The organism is Candidatus Pelagibacter sp. (genome assembly GCF_052049935.1).
Lineage (GTDB): Bacteria > Pseudomonadota > Alphaproteobacteria > Pelagibacterales > Pelagibacteraceae > Pelagibacter.
The window spans coordinates 97,165-110,702 of the sequence record NZ_JBNGZA010000003.1 but is presented as its reverse complement, the minus strand read 5'-3'; the positions used below and the strand labels follow the sequence as shown (position 1 = coordinate 110,702).

18 protein-coding genes are annotated in these 13,538 nt (G+C 28.4%); 13 read left to right on the top strand and 5 right to left on the bottom strand.

Annotated elements, in window-relative coordinates:
* Positions 1 to 11: 11 nt before the first annotated feature.
* The 8 genes from hemC to ACTT90_RS02405 all read left to right on the top strand — a co-directional run bounded on the left by hemC (position 12) and on the right by ACTT90_RS02405 (position 5,427).
* On the top strand, positions 12 to 929 hold the full coding sequence (gene hemC / locus ACTT90_RS02440) for a hydroxymethylbilane synthase (RefSeq protein WP_440937266.1): 918 nt from the start codon (positions 12 to 14) through the stop codon (positions 927 to 929).
* Entirely contained in the window at positions 929 to 1,627 is a 699-nt protein-coding gene (locus ACTT90_RS02435; protein ID WP_440937265.1) for a uroporphyrinogen-III synthase, read from the top strand. The genes hemC and ACTT90_RS02435 overlap by 1 nt, the downstream gene beginning before the upstream one ends.
* Positions 1,628 to 1,629: 2 nt before the next feature.
* Positions 1,630 to 2,715 (top strand): mechanosensitive ion channel family protein, encoded by a 1,086-nt coding sequence (locus ACTT90_RS02430; protein ID WP_440937264.1) that lies wholly within the window; start codon positions 1,630 to 1,632, stop codon positions 2,713 to 2,715.
* Positions 2,712 to 3,002, top strand: a complete 291-nt coding sequence (locus tag ACTT90_RS02425; protein WP_440937263.1) for a YggT family protein — start codon at positions 2,712 to 2,714, stop codon at positions 3,000 to 3,002. Before ACTT90_RS02430 ends, ACTT90_RS02425 begins: the two co-directional genes overlap by 4 nt.
* A gap of 3 nt (positions 3,003 to 3,005) precedes the next feature.
* On the top strand, positions 3,006 to 3,851 hold the full coding sequence (gene folD / locus ACTT90_RS02420; RefSeq protein ID WP_440937262.1) for a bifunctional methylenetetrahydrofolate dehydrogenase/methenyltetrahydrofolate cyclohydrolase FolD: 846 nt from the start codon (positions 3,006 to 3,008) through the stop codon (positions 3,849 to 3,851).
* Positions 3,852 to 3,931: 80 nt separating this feature from the next.
* Entirely contained in the window at positions 3,932 to 4,141 is a 210-nt protein-coding gene (locus ACTT90_RS02415; protein WP_014953981.1) for a hypothetical protein, read from the top strand.
* A gap of 3 nt (positions 4,142 to 4,144) precedes the next feature.
* The gene (locus ACTT90_RS02410; RefSeq protein WP_440937261.1) at positions 4,145 to 4,432 is read left to right on the top strand and encodes an SHOCT domain-containing protein; all 288 of its coding nucleotides are present in this window, start codon (positions 4,145 to 4,147) and stop codon (positions 4,430 to 4,432) included.
* A 5-nt stretch (positions 4,433 to 4,437) separates the two neighbouring features.
* On the top strand, positions 4,438 to 5,427 hold the full coding sequence (locus ACTT90_RS02405) for an MBL fold metallo-hydrolase (protein WP_440937260.1): 990 nt from the start codon (positions 4,438 to 4,440) through the stop codon (positions 5,425 to 5,427).
* A gap of 3 nt (positions 5,428 to 5,430) precedes the next feature.
* Here the strand turns inward: ACTT90_RS02405 and ACTT90_RS02400 are convergent, their stop codons facing one another.
* A complete protein-coding gene (locus tag ACTT90_RS02400) occupies positions 5,431 to 6,522 on the bottom strand; it encodes a PQQ-dependent sugar dehydrogenase (protein ID WP_440937259.1) in 1,092 nt (363 codons plus the stop codon).
* Positions 6,497 to 7,207, bottom strand: coding sequence for an SDR family NAD(P)-dependent oxidoreductase (locus ACTT90_RS02395; RefSeq protein WP_440937258.1), 711 nt, complete (start codon positions 7,205 to 7,207; stop codon positions 6,497 to 6,499). The genes ACTT90_RS02400 and ACTT90_RS02395 overlap by 26 nt, the downstream gene beginning before the upstream one ends.
* A 27-nt stretch (positions 7,208 to 7,234) precedes the next feature.
* On the opposite strand from ACTT90_RS02395, the gene ACTT90_RS02390 reads away from it, so the two are divergent.
* The 5 genes from ACTT90_RS02390 to ACTT90_RS02370 all read left to right on the top strand — a co-directional run bounded on the left by ACTT90_RS02390 (position 7,235) and on the right by ACTT90_RS02370 (position 10,581).
* Positions 7,235 to 8,725, top strand: a complete 1,491-nt coding sequence (locus tag ACTT90_RS02390) for a cryptochrome/photolyase family protein (protein ID WP_440937257.1) — start codon at positions 7,235 to 7,237, stop codon at positions 8,723 to 8,725.
* 61 nt (positions 8,726 to 8,786) lie between these two features.
* Positions 8,787 to 9,056: a hypothetical protein gene (locus tag ACTT90_RS02385; protein ID WP_440937256.1), complete on the top strand. Its 270-nt coding sequence runs from the start codon at positions 8,787 to 8,789 to the stop codon at positions 9,054 to 9,056.
* A gap of 1 nt (position 9,057) precedes the next feature.
* Entirely contained in the window at positions 9,058 to 9,186 is a 129-nt protein-coding gene (locus tag ACTT90_RS02380; protein ID WP_083848107.1) for a DUF2256 domain-containing protein, read from the top strand.
* A 4-nt stretch (positions 9,187 to 9,190) separates the two neighbouring features.
* Positions 9,191 to 9,910 carry a type 1 glutamine amidotransferase gene (locus ACTT90_RS02375; RefSeq protein WP_440937255.1) on the top strand — a complete coding sequence of 240 codons (720 nt, stop codon included), beginning with the start codon at positions 9,191 to 9,193 and terminating at the stop codon, positions 9,908 to 9,910.
* Complete coding sequence (locus tag ACTT90_RS02370; RefSeq protein ID WP_440937254.1) at positions 9,907 to 10,581, top strand: GNAT family N-acetyltransferase; 675 nt, start codon at positions 9,907 to 9,909, stop codon at positions 10,579 to 10,581. The genes ACTT90_RS02375 and ACTT90_RS02370 overlap by 4 nt, the downstream gene beginning before the upstream one ends.
* Here the strand turns inward: ACTT90_RS02370 and ACTT90_RS02365 are convergent.
* From ACTT90_RS02365 to ACTT90_RS02355, 3 genes are read right to left on the bottom strand one after another with little or no spacing between them, the layout of a single operon-like run.
* Positions 10,578 to 11,195 (bottom strand): DsbA family oxidoreductase, encoded by a 618-nt coding sequence (locus ACTT90_RS02365; protein WP_440937253.1) that lies wholly within the window; start codon positions 11,193 to 11,195, stop codon positions 10,578 to 10,580. The genes ACTT90_RS02370 and ACTT90_RS02365 overlap by 4 nt on opposite strands.
* A gap of 3 nt (positions 11,196 to 11,198) precedes the next feature.
* Positions 11,199 to 12,344, bottom strand: a complete 1,146-nt coding sequence (locus tag ACTT90_RS02360) for an FAD-binding domain-containing protein (protein ID WP_440937252.1) — start codon at positions 12,342 to 12,344, stop codon at positions 11,199 to 11,201.
* A gap of 11 nt (positions 12,345 to 12,355) precedes the next feature.
* Positions 12,356 to 13,537 (bottom strand): argininosuccinate synthase, encoded by a 1,182-nt coding sequence (locus tag ACTT90_RS02355; protein WP_440937251.1) that lies wholly within the window; start codon positions 13,535 to 13,537, stop codon positions 12,356 to 12,358.
* Between the last annotated feature and the right edge of the window lies 1 nt (position 13,538).

The window sequence follows — 13,538 nt, the reverse complement described above, 5'->3', positions numbered from 1 at the left end:
AAAATAAAACTATGAAAAAAATAATTATTGGAAGTAGAGGTAGCAAACTTGCTTTATTGTATGCCCATAAAGCAAAAAAGAGTTTATTAAGTAACACAAGTTTAGTTGCTGATGAAATCCAAATAAAAGAAATAGTTACAAGAGGCGATCAAGTACAAGATAAAAGATTATCAGAAGTTGGTGGAAAAGGATTATTTTCTAAAAATATTGAACAAGAATTATTGGATAATAAAATTGATATTGCTGTTCATGCTTTAAAAGATATGCCAGCTTTAGAAACAGATGGATTAACAACAAATTGTTTCTTAGAAAGAAATGATCCAAGAGAAGTTCTCATTACAAAAAACAATAAAAAAATTGGTGAACTAAATTCCGATGCAATTGTAGGTACGTCGTCATATAGAAGAGAGTTTCAAATAAAAAAAATTAGAAATGACTTAGAAAGCAAGTTGATAAGAGGAAATGTAGACACAAGAATTAGAAAACTAGATGAAGGCCAATATGATGCTATCATGTTATCTTATGCAGGGTTGGATGCTTTAAGCTTTAATACTAGGATTTCTCAAATATTTTCCGTATCTGAAATATTACCAAGTGCAGGACAAGGTATTATAGCGCTACAATGTAGGTCAGATGATCAGGAAATTAAAACAACACTTGATAAAATAAACGACCATCATACAAAATTAAGAGCACTCACAGAGAGAAATGTATTAAAAGTTTTAGATGGCGATTGTGAAACTGCTATTGGTGTTCATTCTATAATTGAGGGAGACAAAATAACTCTTGAAGCAGAATTGTTTTCTTTAGATGGTACACAAAGATTTTATGAAAAAAAAAGTTCAAATATTTTAAATTGTGAAAAACTAGGTATAGAGGTTGGTAAAATTTTAAAAGAAAAATCAAAAGATAGTTACAAAAAAAAATAATGCATATTTTGTTAACAAGACCAATAGATGACTGTATTGAAATGATAGAAAAATTTAAATCACTAGGTCATGATGTGTCTCATCTAGCATTATTGAATATAGAAAAAGTAAATCATGAAAATTTCAATTATGACAGTTATGATGCATTAATTTTTTCAAGCTCTAATTCAATTAAATTTCTGGACATAAAAAATATTAATAAAGATATTAAATGTTTTTCAGTAGGGTCTGCAACCGAAAGAAAAATTCGCGCGCTAGGATTTCAAAATGTAATACCTGCTGAAGGCAGTGTTAATAGTTTGATAGAAATTATTCAAAATAATTTTGATACTTCAGATGGTAAATTATTATATATCAGTGGTCAAACTATTGCTTATGAATTAGACAAAGATTTAAAAAACAAAGGATACAATATTGATAGATTAATTAATTACAAAACAAGTCATAATGATTTTAACGATATTAATTTTATTAAAGAGTTAAAAAAAAAAATTCCAAATATTGTTTATATTTATTCTGAAAATAGTGCGAAGAGTTTTTTGAAATTCATTAATAATTCAGGTTTGAAAGATGATTGGATGGATACAAACTTAATGTGTATGGGTGAAAAAGCCTCTATAATACTTAATGAGATTAAATGGAAAAAAATTTTTCTTTTTAACCCTGGAGAAGAAGAGTTTTTGTTATATAAAATTTAATTATGGAATTATTTAATAATTTCTCAGATATCTTTTTTTCAGTTTGGAACAAAGGAATTCTTGGTGTAGATATTTTTCAAATTTTAATTGGAGTAGGAATTTTTCTTTTATTCTTAATATTTAGAGGAATCATAAGTAAATTAATAATTAAAAAGTTAGAGTTAATTTCTAAAAGAACCACAAACAAACTAGATGATACATTTGTTAAATCAATGGTGGGTCCAGCAAGATTCTTACCAATTGTCTTAGGTTTTTTTATTGCAAGTTATTACATGACATTTTCAGTTGAAGGTAGGGAAGTTGTAGACACTATAAACAGAACATTAATCACCATTCTTATTTTCTGGGTCATACACCAAATTATAGAACCTATTTCTTATATCTTAAGTGGTTTAGACCAAATTTTAACTAGAGAGCTAATTGGTTGGATTATTAAATCATTAAAAATTTTAATTTTTATTTTAGGTCTTGCAGCAGTTTTAGAATTATGGGGAATAAAAATAGGACCAATTATTGCAGGTTTAGGATTATTTGGTGTTGCAGTTGCTTTAGGTGCTCAGGATTTATTTAAAAATTTAATTTCTGGTATTTTGGTTTTAATTGAAAAAAGATTTAAAATTGGTGACTGGATTTCTGTTGATGGAGTTATTGAAGGTATAGTTGAAAAAATTGGATTTAGATCCACGACAATTAGAAAATTTGATAAATCTCTTGCAATAATTCCAAACTTTCAATTTGCTGAAAATGCAGTTGTAAACGTAAGCGAAACATCAAACTGGTTGATTAGTTGGAATATTACATTGCAATACGACACAACAGTTGATCAACTTAAAACTATCAGAAATGAAATTGAGAAATATATTCTAGAAAGCAAAGACTTTGATACTAAGGTTGGTATTGCGGTTAGAGTTGATAAATTTTCAGATAGTTCAATCGATATGTATGTTCGTTGCTTTACAAATAGTAGAAGTTGGAATGATTGGCTTTCAGTAAAAGAAAGATTAGCGATAAAAATTAAAGAAATAGTCGAGGGTAACAAAGCGTCATTCGCGTTCCCGAGCCAATCAATTTATGTTGAAAAAAAATGATTGCTATATTTTACTTGGCTTTACAAATTTTAAAGCTTTATTCATATGTAGTTGTAGGAAATGTTGTTATAAGCTGGTTAATAGCTTTTAACGTTCTTAATACGGGGAATCGATTTGTTTATGCTATTTTAGAACTTACTTATCGATTAACTGATCCAATTTTAGTAAAGATAAGAAGATTTTTACCTAACCTGGGATCATTAGACATATCTCCAATTATATTACTTTTGTTGATTTGGTTTATAGAAATGTGTATGAAGCTCTACATAGCACCATTAATATTTTAATTTATGATTTTAATTGACGGAAAAGAAGCAGCTGCTGAATTAAGAGAAGAACTTAAACAAGAGGTTACGGAGTTAAAAAGCAAACATAACAGGGTTCCGGGATTAACTGTAATACTAATTGGTGAATTAGCTCCGAGTAAAATTTATGTAAGAAATAAGGAAAAATCTGCAACAGAAGTTGGATTAAAATCAGAAGTAATTAGATACCCAGAAAATGTTGAGGAGAAAACTGTATTAGATAAAATTGAGGAGCTTAATAAAGATGACAGTGTTTCAGGTATATTAGTTCAGTTACCTTTACCAAAACATATTGATAAACAAAAAGTGATAGAAGCAATCTCACCATCAAAAGATGTAGATGGTTTTCATCCAATGAATGTTGGAAATTTATCCTCCGGATATGAAAGTTCTGTGCCTTGTACACCACTTGGATGTTATTTATTAATTAAAAAAATTGAGCCAAACTTAAGTGGAAAAAAAGCAGTAGTTGTTGGTAGATCAAATTTAAATGGAAAACCAATGACCCAATTACTTTTGAAAGAAAATTGCACAGTAACTATTACTCATTCAAGAACCAAAGACCTCAAGGCAGAGTGTTTAGAGGCAGATATAATTGTAGCTGCAGTTGGAATTCCAGAATTAGTTAAAGGAGACTGGGTTAAAAAAGATGCAATCGTAATTGATGTGGGAATAAACAAAACAGATAATGGTATTGTCGGCGATGTTGCTTTTGATGAAGTTTCAAAAAATGCAAAAGCTCTAACACCTGTTCCTGGCGGAGTGGGGCCAATGACAATTGCTTGTTTGTTAAAAAATACTATTGAGTGTTTTAAAAGATCCCAAAAATAAGGACTTTTTTTAAAAAAGTTTAATTGTCTCAACGACTGTATTGATCAAATATTTTCTCTTCACTTTGATAATGTTTCTTTATGAAGAAGCCAAAGTATGAATATAGAATTGCTATAATCATGATACTGCTCACAGCTGTTCCAATAGGAGCAACACAGCTTGGTTGGTATCTTTATGGAAAACAAGTTGGTTTTGATTATGGTATGATAGCAGGAACTTTTGCAGTAATATTGGCTGGGTATTTAATGTACGAAAAAGGTTGGAGAAACGAAGATGAGGATGAGGATTAATTAATGGAAAAAATAATTTTTTTTGGATTAGCAGTACCAATTCTTGGTTTTGTTTTTTATTTAGGTGGCTCAGCAATAATGAAAGGTTTCAAAGCTAAGGTAGAGTTTGCACCAAAAAAAAATCAAGATGAAGATACAGATCAATCTCATTCAGAATTAGATACTAACACTACTAACACAAATAATAATAATCTTAGTTCAGAGTTAGCAAATTTAAATAATCTTCTTAAAGATGGGGTCTTAACTCAAGAAGAATTTGATAAAGCAAAAAAGAAAATTTTAGATAATTAAGTTCATTGGACAAAAAACCATATCATCATTTACCAGATGGAACATTTAGAAATCCTGAAGGTTCTCCAGTTCGCACAAATAAAGTAAATTTTTCATATAGATCATTTAAAAAAAAAACTAATAAAGTAGATAAAAGTGTTCCAAAAGATTTTGTTGTTAATAAACAAATTGTTTTAGAAGATCTCAATAAACATAAAGATGACGATTATATCGCTTGGATTGGACATGCCACTTATTTAATTAAGTTAGGTGAGACAACCATCATTACAGATCCTGTATTTTCAAAAAATGCAGGGCCGTTAATTTTTGGCCCCAAGAGATTTACTAAGCCCGCAATAGATTTAAATGAACTGCCAAGAACTGATTTATTTTTATTAACACATAATCATTATGACCATCAAGACATGAAAACAATTAAAAAGTTTCCTTATAAAAATGCAAAAGTTTTAGTTCCTCTAAATCTTGGAAAATATTTCACAAAAAATAATTACAAAGATGTAAATGAACTAGATTGGTATGATTGTATTAATATTAATAAAGATTTAAAAGTTACTTTATTACCAGCAATTCATTGGTCAAAAAGAAGTTTAACAGATACTAACAAAACTTTATGGGGTAATTTTTTGATAGAATATAAAAATAAAAAAATATTATTTGCGTGTGATACTGGATATGGAAATATATATAGAGAATTAGGTAAAATTTTTGGTCCGATAGATTTAACCATGATTAATATTGGCGCTTATGATTTTAAACCAATATTTGATAAAACTATTTATCACACAACTCCCGAGGAAGCCCTTAATGTTGCTAAGGATTTAAGTAGTAAAAAAGTTTTAGGTATGCATTGGGGAACATTTGTGCTTTCATTCGAACCTGTAATGGAACCACCGATGAGATTAAAAGAAAATGCTGAAAATTATGGTTACAATAAAAAAGATGTATTCACTTTTAAGATAGGTGAGGTTGCTTCATTAAAAAATTTATTATCTTAATAATTAGCTTTTCTCCATAACCCACAAATTATTTTCAGATAAAAAGTAAATTTTTCCATTATTTGGATGAACTTGGATGTCTCGTATTCTTCCAATCTTATTCTTAAAAATTATTTCTTCTTGTATATTTTCTAAATCATTAAAGGTTAATTTTCTTAAAGATTTGTCTTTTAGTGATGTGATTAAAGCGTGACCATTCCATTCTTCAAACTCATTTCCTTTATAGATTGTAATTGCGCTAGTTGCAATTGATGGAACCCAATATTGAATTGCCTTTGTAAAATCCGGTTTCCATTTTGGTCCAATTGGAATCCCTGAATAATTTTTTCCACCCCAGCCTAAAATTTTCCAACCATAGTTTTCACCTTTTTTAATTTCTCCAAACCAATCACCACCTCTAGCACCATGGTTGCTTGCATAAATTTTTCCGTCAAAAGAAGAATAGGTAAGTCCTTGAGGATTACGAACACCAATTTGATAAATTTCTGGTAACCAATTTGATTTACCCTCAAATTTAGGATTATCTTTTGGAATACTACCATCTAAATGAATTCTAATAATACTTCCAGGATGGTTGGTTGGATCTTGAGCAATCATACCACCACCTCTTTCACCAGCAGACGCAAATAAATAATTATCCTTTATAGCCAGTCTTGATCCAAAGTGATAACCAGAATCTATTGGTGGGTTTGCTTGAAATATATTTTTAAAATTTAAATTTTTTTTATCTAATGTTGCTTTAGCTATTGAAGTACTTGTCTTCCAATTCCCTCTATCTTCTGTGTAGGAGATCCATAATTGATTATTTTGATAGAGAATATCTAAAAGTCCACCTTGACCAGATACTGTATAATTTAAATTATGATTTACAATATCTGTATTACCATTTGAAACATTAACAATTTTAATTTGTCCATTTTTTTCAGTAATAATTAATTCGTTTTCATTAATAAAAGATGATCCCCAAGGCTCATCAAGATTTGTAATTTTAGTAAATGATAAGTTTTCTGAAAAACTTTTTTCAGAACAAAAGAGTAAAAAGAATAATATAAGAAAATATTCTTTCACTTTAAGAAAGTTTTGATCTACCACCATCAACAGCAATGATTTGACCAGTCATCCAAGAACTTTCATCTGTAAGTAAAAATTTCGCAAGAGCAGCAGAATCTTGTCCTTCACCCAACCTTTTTAGTGGATGTGCTTTTGCAATGCCTTCCGCTAAAACTTTATTCTTTAGCATTGGTTCAGCTATTTTTGAATTTGTTAAACTTGGAGCTATACAATTTACTCTAATATTAGGTGCAAATTCTGCAGCAATAGAAACTGTTAAACCTTCAACAGCAGCTTTAGCAGATGCAATAATTGCGTGATTAGTAAAACCACGTTGAGCTGCTACTGTAGAAAACAAAACAATAGAGCCTTTATTTTTTTTTAAACTTTCTTGATAACCTTTTATAGCTTCAACTGCTGAATAAAGATTTAATTTCATACAATTGTTCAAATCTTGCTCTTTGACCATTCTAAAAGGTTTAAGATCTATTGAACCCACACAATAAGCTAGACCTTTTGCTTCAGGAATGTCAGATTTAACTTTTTCTATAAAGTTATTTTCTAGAACATCCGCAACTGTATAGGCAGAATCAAGTTGACTTGCTAATTGTTGAACACTTTCTTCATTTCTTGCAACTAGATGTATGTCACGACCAGAATCTTTTAATTTTTTTGCTAAACTAGAACCAATTGAACCAGTAGCTCCAAAGATAATATATTTATCTGACATATAAATTTATTTTAGTTATATTTAATTATGAAATTGTTTTTTATACTTGGCAACCAATTATTTCCATTAAATTATTTAGATAAATTTAAAAAAGATCACTTATTTTTTTTAGCAGAGGATTTCGAACTGTGTACATATGAAAAACATCATAAACAAAAAATATTATTATTTTTGTCATCAATGCGATCATATTTGGATAGACTTAGAAAAGATAAATTTAAAACAGAATATTTAGATATTACTAATAAAAGTTTCAAATCAAGTTATACTGATAAATTAAAATCAATAATTAAATCAAAAAAAATTACTGAAGTTACAAGTTTTGAAATAGAAGATAAATTTTTTGAAAACAAAGTTTCAAATTTTTTTAAAAAAGAAAAAATAAATTGGAATATTGTTCAAACTCCAATGTTTCTTAATTCGAGAGACAATTTTAAAAAATATCTAAGTAAATCTAAAAAGCCTTTTATGGCAACTTTTTACAAAGATACCAGGAGAGAGCTTAACATATTGATGGATAAACAAGGTAATCCACAAGGTGGGAAATGGAGTTTTGATGAAGACAATAGAAATAAATTACCAAAAAACATATCAATTCCTAAATTTCCAAATATTAATGAAACCACACATACAAAAAAGTTAAAACCAATAATTGAAAAAAATTTCAAAGATCACCCAGGCAATACAAAACAGTTCTGGTTTGCAACTGAATATGATGATGTTTTAAATTTATTGAATTTTTTTATAAAAGAGAAATCAAACTTATTTGGTGACTATGAAGATGCAGTTGATCAGAAAGATAATATTTTATTTCATAGTGCTTTAAGTCCTTATATAAATTTGGGAATAATCACACCTGAATTCATAATTAAAAAAATTTTAGACTTTCATAAAAAAAATAAAATTAGAATGAACTCACTTGAAGGCTATGTAAGGCAAGTCATTGGATGGAGAGAATTTATGAGAGGAATTTATCAGAGCTATTCAAAAGAAATGGAAACTAAAAATTTTTTTAATCAAAATAGAAAAATGAAAAAGAGTTGGTATGAAGGAACAACTGGACTTCCACCATTAGATTATGCCATTAAAAATGCAAAAGATTATGGATGGTCACACCATATAGAAAGACTGATGATCCTCTCAAATATTATGAACCTTTGTGAAATCAAACCAACAATTGTCTATAAATGGTTTATGGAAATGTTTGTTGATTCATCTGATTGGGTAATGGTTCCAAATGTTTATGGAATGGGTTTATTTAGTGATGGTGGAATTTTTGCGACCAAACCTTATATCTGCGGATCAAGCTATTTCATGAAAATGATGGATTTTAAAAAAGGTGATTGGTGTAACACAATGGATGGTCTTTACTGGAGATTTATTGATAGAAATAGAAAATTTTTCCTGACAAATCCAAGGCTATCAATGATGGTAAGAATTTTTGATAAAATGAAAACAGATAGAAAAAAAATGATTTTATCTGAAGCTGATAAATTTATTAAATTAAATACTAATTAATATGTATATTTCAATCACAGGCCTTAAACCAAAAAATTTTCTCTCTAAAATCAAATTTTGGATGTTAGCAATTCCGTCTTTTAGAGCAGCTCAAAAAGCTGAAGGTAATTTGTTTTGTGAAGTTAAAGAAGTTGATGGATACAAACACACTTTAACAGCTTGGAAAGACAGAAATTATATGATGGAATATATTAACGGAAAAACCCATTCGAAAGCCATGAAAGAGTTTAGTTCAATTGCTACAGGCTCAACTTATGGTTTTGAGAGTAAAGAAATACCATCATGGGAAGAAGCTTTAGATCTTTGGAAAAAAAATTATAAAGAATATTAGTTTGAAAAAACAAAACTTACCCTCAAAAATTTGCCCCGTCTGTAAAAGACCATTTGCATGGAGAAAAAAATGGAAGCTGAATTGGGATAAAGTAAAATATTGTTCAAAGAAATGCTCTGGTTTAAAATAAAAAAATGAACATTATTGTTTTGCAACACATTAAAATTGAAGATCCAGGCTACATTAAAGATCTAATGCTAGCTGATGGTTTTAAGTTAACAACCATAGAATTAGATGAGGGAGAAAAAATACCTGACGATCTAAGTAAATTTGATGGAATGTTTTGTATGGGTGGACCAATGGATACTTACATGGTGGATCAATATCCTTGGTTGATAGATGAAAAAAAAAAAATAAAAGAATTTGTTGTAGATTTAAAAAAACCATATTTAGGATTCTGTTTAGGATGTCAGCTTTTGGGCGAAGTAGTTGGTGGCAAAGTGGTTAAGTCAAATCCAGCAGAAATTGGAATTATGGATATCAATTTTAGTAAAGAAAAAGTTAATGATAAGCTTTTTAATGAATTTCCTGATCAAATTAAAAGTCTTCAATGGCACTCTTATGAGGTTCAAGGGATTGAAAATAATAAAGATGTAACATTAATCGCCTCATCACCAGTTACAAAATTTCAAATTTTTAAATATCAAAATCATGCATATGGAATTCAATTTCATATCGAAATTAAAGACACAACAGTAAATGAATGGGGGTGCGTTCCTGAATATAAAAAAGCTTTAGAGGAGCAATTAGGTGAGGGAGCTTTAGAAAAATTTGACCAAGCAGCCAAAGACAATATGAAAGATATGAATGAATATTCTCGATCACTCTATGAGAATTTTAAAAAAATATTATGAAAAAATATAAAATAGGGTTTCCTGTAAAATTTAAAAAAGCAAAATATCCAACTAAAAAAAAATTAGTTGGTAAGTATTGTGTTTTAGAGCCTGTAAATGTTAAGAAACATGCAAAAGATCTCTATGAAAATTTTTCAATTGATAAAGAGGGAATTGATTGGATCTATATGCCAACAGGTCCTTATAAATCTTTTTCTTCGTTTAAAAAATATCTAATAACAGAAAAGTTATCTGGAAATCCTTTCTTTTATTCTATCTATTCAAAAAAACTTAAAACTTATTGTGGATTAGCAAGTTATTTGAGAATTACACCTGAGGTAGGAACGATCGAGGTGGGTTGGATAACATATGCTAAAAATTTACAAAAAACAGTTGAAGCAACTGAAGCTATGTATCTTATGATGAAGAACGCTTTCGAGATCTTGGGGTATAGAAGATACGAATGGAAATGTGATAGTCTCAATAAAAGATCTAATAAAGCTGCATTAAGATTAGGTTTTAAATTTGAAGGAGTTTTTAGACAGGCTACAATCTATAAAAAGAGAAATAGGGATACCTCTTGGTATGCTATAATTGATAAAGACTGGAATAAAATTAAAAAAGGTTATCAGACTTTTTTAAAGCCATCAAATTTTAAAAATTCCAAACAAATTAAAAAGTTAAAATTTTAGTTTAAATTTTCTTTAATAAAATTTTTTAAATACTCAGAGCTTTGTGCACCTGATACGTATTGATCATTAATTTCAAAAAAAGGAACTCCCGAAATGTTTTTTCCCTTTGCAATGTTTTGATAAGAGTAAATTTTATTTTTATTAATCTCTGAAAAATAATTAATAACTTTTTCTTTTGAAATATTATTACGTTCAGCTATTTTAAATAATACGTTTTCATCACCAATATCTTCACCCATTATAAAGTAGCTTGTATAAATCTCTTTTTTGATTTGATTTTCTTTTCCACTATCCTTTGCTAATAAAATCAGTAAATGTGAAAGAACAGTATTTGGCGTTTTGATAATTTTTTCTAAATTTAAATTTAATCCAACTTCTTTTGCTTTTTGAGTCATTGATGCATACATCGGGGCCGCAAATTTCTTACCACCAAATTTAATGTTTAGATAATCGTTTCTTGATATTCCACTTTCAGGCATATCAGGATTTAGTTGAAAAGGTACGTGTTCAACTTCTATCTGTTTATTTTTGTAATCTTCTAGTGCTTTTTCTAGGTTTGTTTGACCTATAAAACACCATCCACATATTGTATCTGCATAAACTTTAATTTTCATAATTTATGTAAATTTGCTTACGATTTTAGGAATATGATTTTTAAAATTAAAAAAACCTTTGTTACAGAATTGCCAAGAAAAAGAATCTAAGCTTCTGTATAAAAATTTATAATTTTCAAGATTTAGTTTTATTAAAAAATCCAAACTTTCTCCAATTGATGGATATAAAATATAGAAATCCTCATCAATATTTTTTAAATCATTGATGTCTAATATTTGACATTCAATATTTTTTTGTTTCAACCGTTTTTTTTGATCTTCATTTAAAAGCTCCTTAAATTTCACTACATTTTCACTTAACTTTATTTCTCTATTTTCATTATTTTGTTTAATTAGAATAATTTTTTTAAATTGAGTGTCAGTGAAATTTGAACTTTCAAAGGAAAGATTATTATCAAAAATTACTAAAGTTTTTTGTTCATCAATTGATGGATTGATAAAATCTTGTTTAATTATCGTATATGTTTTTTCACTAATTTTAGGAGTAGCGTTTTCATTAAGCTTTATTTGATTAAATCTATTATTAGTAAATTTTTTAATATTCCATTCAGAAGCCAAATAATGTTTACCTTGAGTTTGTATACCCGCAACCCATCGCCATCCAAGCGTATTTGAAGCTGGATCACCGTCTAATAAATGTTCTAAAAAAAATTCTGCTCCCAACTGCCAAGGTAAATCTAATGTAAAAATCCAAATACTAGCAAACCACATCCTAGTATGATTGTGTAGATAATTTGTACCTTTTAGTTCTTTTACCCAAAAATTAAAGCATTCAATATTTGTATTACCTTCAATAGCATTAAGATAATTTTCATTATCCTTGTATTTGTTTTTTATTGAATTCAATTCTACTAAAAAATCTGTCCATACATTTGGACGTAATTCTAACCACCCTTTCCAATATGTTCTCCATAAAACTTCTTGAATAAATTTTTCATTTTTTGAAAAAGAAAATTTGTTTAGTGATTTTTTAATAACCTCGATTTCATTTATAGCACCATGTGAAATATAGGGTGAAAGACAAGATGTATTGTCTCTTTGATCAGGCCCAAAATCAAAGTTTCTGGCTTTTGAATAATCTTTTAATCCATTTTCAATGAAATAATCTAATTTTTCTAGAGCTGAAGCCCTCGTAGGAATAAAATTCATAATATTTTTTATTATAGTTTTGTTTTGTGAAAATTTATAAATCTTTCAACATTTTTTTTATTAAAAGATTTATTTTCTTCAAAGGATACTTTTTTCATTGAATAGGCATTACTTTTTGTAATTCTTGAATGAATTATTACATTACCTTTATAAAGTTTTAACTTCACAGAACCATTTACTTTGCTCCTTTTTAAATCAACTATTTTTTGAAGTTTAATTCTTTCCTTTGAAAACCAATATCCATTGTAAATTAGCTCTGCATATCTGGACATAATTGCATCTTTTTTATGCATAGTATCTTTATCTAATGTAACAGACTCCATTGCTCTATGTGCAATAATTAATAGTGTTCCACCAGGTGTTTCATATACTCCACGAGACTTAATTCCTAAAAATCTATTCTCAACTAAATCAACTCTTCCAACACCATTTTTTCCAGCAATTAAATTAAGTTTCTGTAATAATTTAGAAGGGCTTAATTTTTTTCCGTTAACGCCAATTGGATCTCCATTCTTGAAATTTATCGTCACAAAAGAGGTCTTGTTTGGAGCTTTTTCAGGAGACACTGTTCTTTGAAATATAAATTCTGGTGCAAAATTTTTTGGATCTTCCAAAGCCTTACCTTCAGTTGAAGTATGAAATAAATTATCATCTACTGAAAAGGGTGGCGCTCCTTTTTTATCTTTTGGTATTTCAATATTATTTTTCTTTGCGTAATTAATTAAATCAGTTCTTGATTTTAAATTCCATATTCTCCAAGGAGCAATTACTTTTATTTTAGGACCAAAATAATGATAACCTAATTCGAATCTAACTTGATCATTTCCTTTCCCAGTGGCTCCATGTGATACAGCATAAGCTTTGTATTTTTTTGCAACTCTAATCTGATCTTTTGCAATGAGCGGCCTTGCAATCGAAGTACCTAATAAATAAACACCTTCATAAATAGCATGTCCCCTAATCATTGGATAAACATAATCTTTTACAAAAATATCTTTAAGATCTTGAATGATTATATTTTTAACACCTAGTTTTTTTGCATTTCTAAAGATTTTTTTTCTATCTATTTCTTGTCCCACATCTGCAGTGTAGCAAATAACTTCAGCATTATAATTTTCTTGAAGCCACTTTAAAATAATAGATGTATCTAAACCGCCAGAGTAGGCTAATACAATTTTTTTCTTAAAATTCATT

Bases quoted from the DNA above. Each gene is read 5' to 3' on its own strand.
- hemC (WP_440937266.1), top strand. From the start codon at position 12: ATGAAAAAAATAATTATTGGAAGTAGAGGTAGCAAACTTGCTTTATTG.
- ACTT90_RS02435 (WP_440937265.1), top strand. From the start codon at position 929: ATGCATATTTTGTTAACAAGACCAATAGATGACTGTATTGAAATGATA.
- ACTT90_RS02430 (WP_440937264.1), top strand. From the start codon at position 1,630: ATGGAATTATTTAATAATTTCTCAGATATCTTTTTTTCAGTTTGGAAC.
- ACTT90_RS02425 (WP_440937263.1), top strand. From the start codon at position 2,712: ATGATTGCTATATTTTACTTGGCTTTACAAATTTTAAAGCTTTATTCA.
- folD (WP_440937262.1), top strand. From the start codon at position 3,006: ATGATTTTAATTGACGGAAAAGAAGCAGCTGCTGAATTAAGAGAAGAA.
- ACTT90_RS02415 (WP_014953981.1), top strand. From the start codon at position 3,932: ATGAAGAAGCCAAAGTATGAATATAGAATTGCTATAATCATGATACTG.
- ACTT90_RS02410 (WP_440937261.1), top strand. From the start codon at position 4,145: ATGGAAAAAATAATTTTTTTTGGATTAGCAGTACCAATTCTTGGTTTT.
- ACTT90_RS02400 (WP_440937259.1), bottom strand. From the start codon at position 6,522: ATGGTGGTAGATCAAAACTTTCTTAAAGTGAAAGAATATTTTCTTATA.
- ACTT90_RS02395 (WP_440937258.1), bottom strand. From the start codon at position 7,207: ATGTCAGATAAATATATTATCTTTGGAGCTACTGGTTCAATTGGTTCT.
- ACTT90_RS02390 (WP_440937257.1), top strand. From the start codon at position 7,235: ATGAAATTGTTTTTTATACTTGGCAACCAATTATTTCCATTAAATTAT.
- ACTT90_RS02385 (WP_440937256.1), top strand. From the start codon at position 8,787: ATGTTAGCAATTCCGTCTTTTAGAGCAGCTCAAAAAGCTGAAGGTAAT.
- ACTT90_RS02375 (WP_440937255.1), top strand. From the start codon at position 9,191: ATGAACATTATTGTTTTGCAACACATTAAAATTGAAGATCCAGGCTAC.
- ACTT90_RS02370 (WP_440937254.1), top strand. From the start codon at position 9,907: ATGAAAAAATATAAAATAGGGTTTCCTGTAAAATTTAAAAAAGCAAAA.
- ACTT90_RS02365 (WP_440937253.1), bottom strand. From the start codon at position 11,195: ATGAAAATTAAAGTTTATGCAGATACAATATGTGGATGGTGTTTTATA.
- ACTT90_RS02360 (WP_440937252.1), bottom strand. From the start codon at position 12,344: ATGAATTTTATTCCTACGAGGGCTTCAGCTCTAGAAAAATTAGATTAT.
- ACTT90_RS02355 (WP_440937251.1), bottom strand. From the start codon at position 13,537: ATGAATTTTAAGAAAAAAATTGTATTAGCCTACTCTGGCGGTTTAGAT.